A 5,556-nucleotide genomic window follows, 5' to 3' on the forward strand; every position below is an offset into this window, starting at 1 on the left:
CCAACATGCAGCGCGCGTACCCTGCGATGGCGATCGAGGTGCAGAATGCGCTCGGCCTTGGCGGCTTCGCCTTCGACATGAACGTCGCCTGCTCGTCGGCGACCTTCGGGCTGAAGACCGCGGCGGATTTCGTCGGCGGCGGCTCGGTCGATGCGGTGCTGATGGTCAATCCGGAGATCTGCTCCGGCCATCTCAACTTCCGCGACCGCGACAGTCACTTCATCTTCGGCGACGTCGCCACCGCGGCGATCGTCGAGCGCGCCGATGATGCCGACGGCGGCTGGTCGATCCTCGGAACCAAGCTGAAGACGCAGTTCTCCAACAACATCCGCAACAACGCCGGCTTCCTCAACCGCGCCTGGCCCGCGGGACGCGACAACGCCGACAAGCTGTTCGTGCAGCAGGGCCGCAAGGTATTCAAGGAAGTGGTGCCGCTGGTCTCGGAGATGATCATCGAGCACGCCCGCGAGATCGGCATCGATCCGCACGGCCTGAAGCGGATGTGGCTGCACCAGGCCAACATCAACATGAACGAGATCATCGGCCGCAAAGTGCTGGGCCGCGATCCGACGCCGGAAGAGAACGTCATCATTCTCGACGACTACGCCAACACCTCGTCGGCCGGCTCGATCATCGCCTTCCACAAGCACCAGGACGACATGGCGCCCGGCGACCTCGGCCTGATCTGCTCGTTCGGCGCGGGGTATTCGGCCGGCACGGTGTTCGTGCAGAAGCGGTAGCAGTCTCGCACGCCGGCTCAAGCCTGCGCCGTCGCCACCGCGTCGCGCGCAGACGCGGCGCCCGCGTCGAACAGCACGAAGCGGTTGCGGCCGGCGCGCTTGGCGGCGTAGAGCGCCGCATCGGCCTCCGCAAAAGCGGCGTCGATCGAGCTGCCCGAGCCCACCCGGCAGGCGCCGATCGAGACCGTCAGCGCGATATCCTGCCCGTCGTCGGATCGGATCGGCGCGGCGTTCATCGCATCGACCATGCGTGCGCACAGCTCTCGCAGGGCGTCAGCATCGCGATCCTCGACCAGCACCACGAACTCGTCGCCGCCCCAGCGCGCGCAGGTGTCCCGCTCGGTAAGCAGCGGCGTCAGCCGCCGCGCGGTTTCGCACAGCAGCCGATCGCCGGCCAGATGGCCGAACAAATCGTTGACGTCCTTGAAGTCGTCGAGATCGATCAGCAGCAGCCCGCCCGATCGCGGCGCCAACGGCGACTGCGCCAGCCACTGCTCCAACACCTGGGTGAAACCCCGACGGTTGGGAATCTCGGTCAAGAGATCGACATTGGCGAGACGCCGCAGCTTCTCGGTTCGCTCATCGACCAGATCCTCGAGCACGCGGGTGTGGTCGCGCACGGCGAGCGCCATGCCCGACAAGGTGCGCGACAGTCGGCCGATCTCGTCCCTGCCCTGGTCGACGACGATATTGTCGAAGTCGCCGTCTTCGACCCGCCGCGCGGCGGCCTCGACGGTGGCGAGCCGATCGAGCACCACCCGGCGGAACAGGATGGTGACGAGCGCGACCGCCGCCGTCATCATCACGATCAGCAACAACGCGATCGGGGTGAACAAGCGGCGATCGATGATGGCGTCGATGTCCATCAGCGTCACGTTGAACCAGCCGAGCTGGTCGAGATAGCCGACGCCGACCAGGACCTCGCGCCCCCCGATGTTCATGAAGCGCGACTCCACCGCCGCGGGGCCGGCGGAGACGCGCTGCATCATGGCGGCGAGTTCGGCGGCGTCCGCGGGACTGTCGACCTGCTGGAAGATCGTCTTCTTGGTCTTGGTGTCCTTGGTGAGGCTGTGGAAATCGACCATCGCCGGATCGCGATGCGCCTGGATGGCGCCGGCACGATCGACGAACATGCTGGTGACGCCGGTCTGCGGCAGCGCCACCACCTCGCGGATGAACTCGCTGAGGTCGACGCCGGTGCCGATCACGCCGAGAATCCGGCCCTGCTCGCTGATGACGCAGTTGATCCAGACTTTGGTGACGGCGAGATTGTCGTCGCGATCGACATTGAGCTGGCAGCCCTGTCCGGCCGCGATCGTCTTGAAATACCAGCCGTCACGCGGATTGTCGCGCCTCACCTGATAGCGAAGCTGGCTGCCGTCGTGGCTGTTCTGGGCATCGTTGAAGTAATAATTGCCGGACTGGTCGACGACGAAGAAATAGCTCTTGTCGTGAAACGACAGCCGGTAGTGCTCGAGCTCGGCCAGCCCGCGCTTGGCCTTGTCGGGATCGGCCTCGTCGCGGGCCCAGTCGCGCACCGCCGGCGACCGGGCGACCGTCTCGGCCAGCGACACCTCCCGGATCAGCGCCTCGAGGCCGCGGTAGCGGTCGAACAGCACCTGCTTCTCGGCGAACAACGTGCCGAGCGCCACCACGGTCTTACGGGTCAGGAATTCGAACGCCACATAGGCCGGCACGGCGACCAGCCCGAACACGCAGACGGTGACGACCAGAAACCGCGTCTTGAGGCTGGTGGCAATCTGATTCCAGAGAAAGCGCATCGGGCTTGGTGTCATCTCCGCCGAAACAAGCCATCGTTCCGAGCGACCGCCGAATTCGGCTGCGCCGACTAAACCACATACAAGTCAGATCTGAAGGCTTCACTAATGGTTCGCGCTGTGGTGCCGATCGTCCCGATCATCGATCGCCGCCGGACCGACCGGAGATGTCCGCCAGACCATGCGTCATCGCCGCTGGTGTTCGAACGACGCCGACGAGGCGATTTGCTCCAGCTCGCACGGTCGAACTCGATCCGGGCGGTGGTGCCCAGACCAGCGTCATGGCTGATGCGGCTGCCGATCTGCCACGACCTTCTACGCCCCGTGCGGCTTCTCCTTAATCCGCTTAATCTCGCGCATCTGCGCGGAAAAATCCTCCAGCGCCGCGACCGCCGCCTCGGTCAGGCCCTCGCGCGGAAACTCCCGCACCAGCACCTCCAGCGCCTCGCCGATCCGGCCGAGCTGGCGGCCGTAGGAGCCGACCTCGTCGAGGATCTGCGTCTCGACCTGCGGCGCCGAGGAGCGGCCGAGATTGATGCTGAACAGGCTGAACTGATTGCCCATGATGGTGGTGAACCAGCGCCACGGGTTGATCACCTGCGCCACCCCGCCGGACAGCGGCCCCTCGCCGCCGGCCGCGATCGGGAATTCGGGCGTGGTCACGGACAGGGGCGCGAGCATCTGGGCCATGGCGGGTCTCCTTGGAAAAGAATTTGGTCAGGGCAACGCAACGCCGCGATGATAGCGCGAATGCGCCGGCCGCGGCGTGCCAATTCGATCATTCGCAGACATGCGGCGACGCCGCTGTTGGTTGAACGGCGCGGAGGTGGCGGACCAAAGGGAGAGGAGTTGCGCGGCCGGGGCGCCCGCCCCGTCGCGCCGCGCCCGAAACGAGGGCGCGCGGAATGCCGGACGCGACGATGCGTCCGCAGCCTCATGCGCAATGCAAAAAGCGCACGAGTAAGTCACCACGAAAGCACCGACACGTCCGGCGTTCCGCACGCGGTGAGGCTTCCGGCTTGCTTCGTGCTCTCCCCGGTGGCGTTTGCTACGCTTGGGTTCGTCACCGTCGGGACTGAGCGGTTCGGACGCGAACGTACAGACCTTGCCTCCCCGCGGCCGGTAGGCGTGCAGGCGCCCCGTCCCTTGGCGCCAGCGACGGGCGTCGGGACCACACGAGTTGGGCCGGCGCGCAGAGGTGATTTAAGTGGGGTACGTCTCCGCCCCGGCTCGCACCGCACAGCGTCGTCGTCATGCGCTTGAAGTCCGGCGGCTCCGCAGACGCCGGGCCGGGCCCTGCGCCCCCCTGCCACGGCATCCCCTGCCGCCTTCCCTCCGCGCCCGACGCTGCCGCGTCCACCGCACCCCGCCCCACGACTAGTGACGATCGCGAGTCGCCCCTCGTTGGTGGAGCGGGAAGGATAGGAATATAGACTCAGACAGGAACGTTGTCAATACGAAATTGATAGGCCGCCGGCCCATCCAATAAGCGCGGCTCGACTCATTAGTAATTTCTTTCCGAGGCATCCCGCATTATCATCCGTGCTGAAAGCAGCGAAGGAACTATGGCAAAGCAACTTTTCACATTTGGATATGAGGGCTTATCGATCGACGCATTCCTCTCTCGATTGACAGAGGAAGGCGTTGGCACAATCGTCGATGTGCGGGCCAATCCAATCTCTCGAAAGAGAGGCTTCTCGAAGCGTAGCTTTGCAGCCGCTTTGAATAGCGTGGGCGTTGCCTACCTCCATCTCCCTACGCTGGGTTGCCCGAAGCCCATTCGGGATCGCTACAAAATCGACGAGAATTGGGCGGCCTACACGAAGGGCTTCTTGGCGCACCTCAAGACGCAGAGCGAAGTAGTTTCGCAGCTCGCAAAGTTAGCGAAGACCTCGCCTACATGTCTCGTCTGCTTTGAAGCTGACTTCACTCAGTGCCACCGCACGTATGTTGCGCGCGCCGCAAGCTCGATCTCAAATCTCACCGTTGCGCACCTCACAGCCCAAACAGTGATCCCTGACACTCAGCTCCACTCTGCTGCTTAGGCGGATAGATCAAGCTTACAATCAACCATTGATCGGGGAAACGGTGAATGGTTCCCATCAGGAACGTGAGGTCCGCCGCCGGAAGCGACTTCTCTAACTTTGCGCGAAACGGGGCCTCCCAGGCAGTCCCATAACTTCTGCGGCACTTCCAATAAAGCGCACCCGCCTCCCAATCAGCTATCTTATGCCGATACTCACGGGAGTCCCCCTGAATTTCGCAGGAATAGCGATAGTGAAAGTCAAACGGCAGCTTTCGGAGCGTCGCTATCCGCCTTTCATCAGCAGCATCGAATAAACCGCCTTGTCTCTCGTTCTGCACGAGCTTTTCTCGCTCCTCCGCCGTCCAATCAGGATTTTCCGTCCGAGTGATATCGAGACATAAAATCCGAGACGGACGCAGTAGGCCAAGAGTTATACCGGTCGATATCCGCGCCTGATCGAGAGCGGCGAAGTCATCGAAGACTTGGATGCGATCAAGCACCTTTCTCCGGTCCCTCCAACCAAGCTTCACCGAGAGGGGCTCACCCTCCACTGTGATGGTATCAATGAAGAGCCGGTGGCTTTCCGGCCTGTGATCGTTCTTTGCTTTTTCAACTCTTGCCTTGATCCACTGCCACTTCTTGAATTTCTTATCGTCGTCAACGAGACGGAACGGGACCGGGAACAGGCGTATGAATTTCCCGTTCTCCTCAAAGCCAGCAACGCACGATGTCTCGACATGCTTGCCACTCGGAGACGGGTAGGTCTTGCAAAGTATGAGTATTCGCGCGGGACGTGATGCCATGCTATGAAATATATCAAACTGGAAAATAGCGACTTTAGCGGCACTATTTATCGCCGTCCAGATTTTAGCCCGTAGGGCGACCTAGTACTACTGCGTCATAAATTTCGCCGCCGGCTTGATGCTGCGGCGAGGCCACAACAGGGGCATCGCGGCAGGGTTTTGGCAAGTGCGCGGATCAGGCGCAGACGCATGGTTGCGATCGAGTTCGG

At 62.9% G+C, this 5,556-nt stretch carries 5 protein-coding genes; 2 read left to right on the top strand and 3 right to left on the bottom strand.

The window, feature by feature from the left end:
- Window positions 1–740, top strand: a 740-nt coding sequence (locus DU475_RS22895) for a beta-ketoacyl-ACP synthase III (RefSeq protein ID WP_164633421.1), incomplete at its 5' end; no start/stop codon positions are given.
- Window positions 741–757: 17 nt separating this feature from the next.
- On the opposite strand, the gene DU475_RS22900 is transcribed toward DU475_RS22895, so the two are convergent.
- Together DU475_RS22900 and DU475_RS22905 are read right to left on the bottom strand one after the other, a co-directional pair.
- Window positions 758–2,521, bottom strand: coding sequence for a sensor domain-containing diguanylate cyclase (locus tag DU475_RS22900; protein ID WP_164633422.1), 1,764 nt, complete (start codon window positions 2,519–2,521; stop codon window positions 758–760).
- A 312-nt stretch (window positions 2,522–2,833) separates the two neighbouring features.
- On the bottom strand, window positions 2,834–3,208 hold the full coding sequence (locus DU475_RS22905) for a hypothetical protein (protein WP_164633423.1): 375 nt from the start codon (window positions 3,206–3,208) through the stop codon (window positions 2,834–2,836).
- Between the two features lie 875 nt (window positions 3,209–4,083).
- Between DU475_RS22905 and DU475_RS22910 the strand changes: the two genes are divergently transcribed.
- Entirely contained in the window at window positions 4,084–4,563 is a 480-nt protein-coding gene (locus tag DU475_RS22910; RefSeq protein WP_164633424.1) for a DUF488 domain-containing protein, read from the top strand.
- Here DU475_RS22910 and DU475_RS22915 read toward each other — a convergent pair.
- Window positions 4,514–5,347, bottom strand: a complete 834-nt coding sequence (locus DU475_RS22915) for a DUF8758 domain-containing protein (RefSeq protein WP_164633425.1) — start codon at window positions 5,345–5,347, stop codon at window positions 4,514–4,516. The genes DU475_RS22910 and DU475_RS22915 overlap by 50 nt on opposite strands.
- Between the last annotated feature and the right edge of the window lie 209 nt (window positions 5,348–5,556).

Origin of the sequence: Rhodopseudomonas sp. WA056 (assembly GCF_010906995.1) — a bacterium.
GTDB lineage: Bacteria > Pseudomonadota > Alphaproteobacteria > Rhizobiales > Xanthobacteraceae > Rhodopseudomonas > Rhodopseudomonas palustris_G.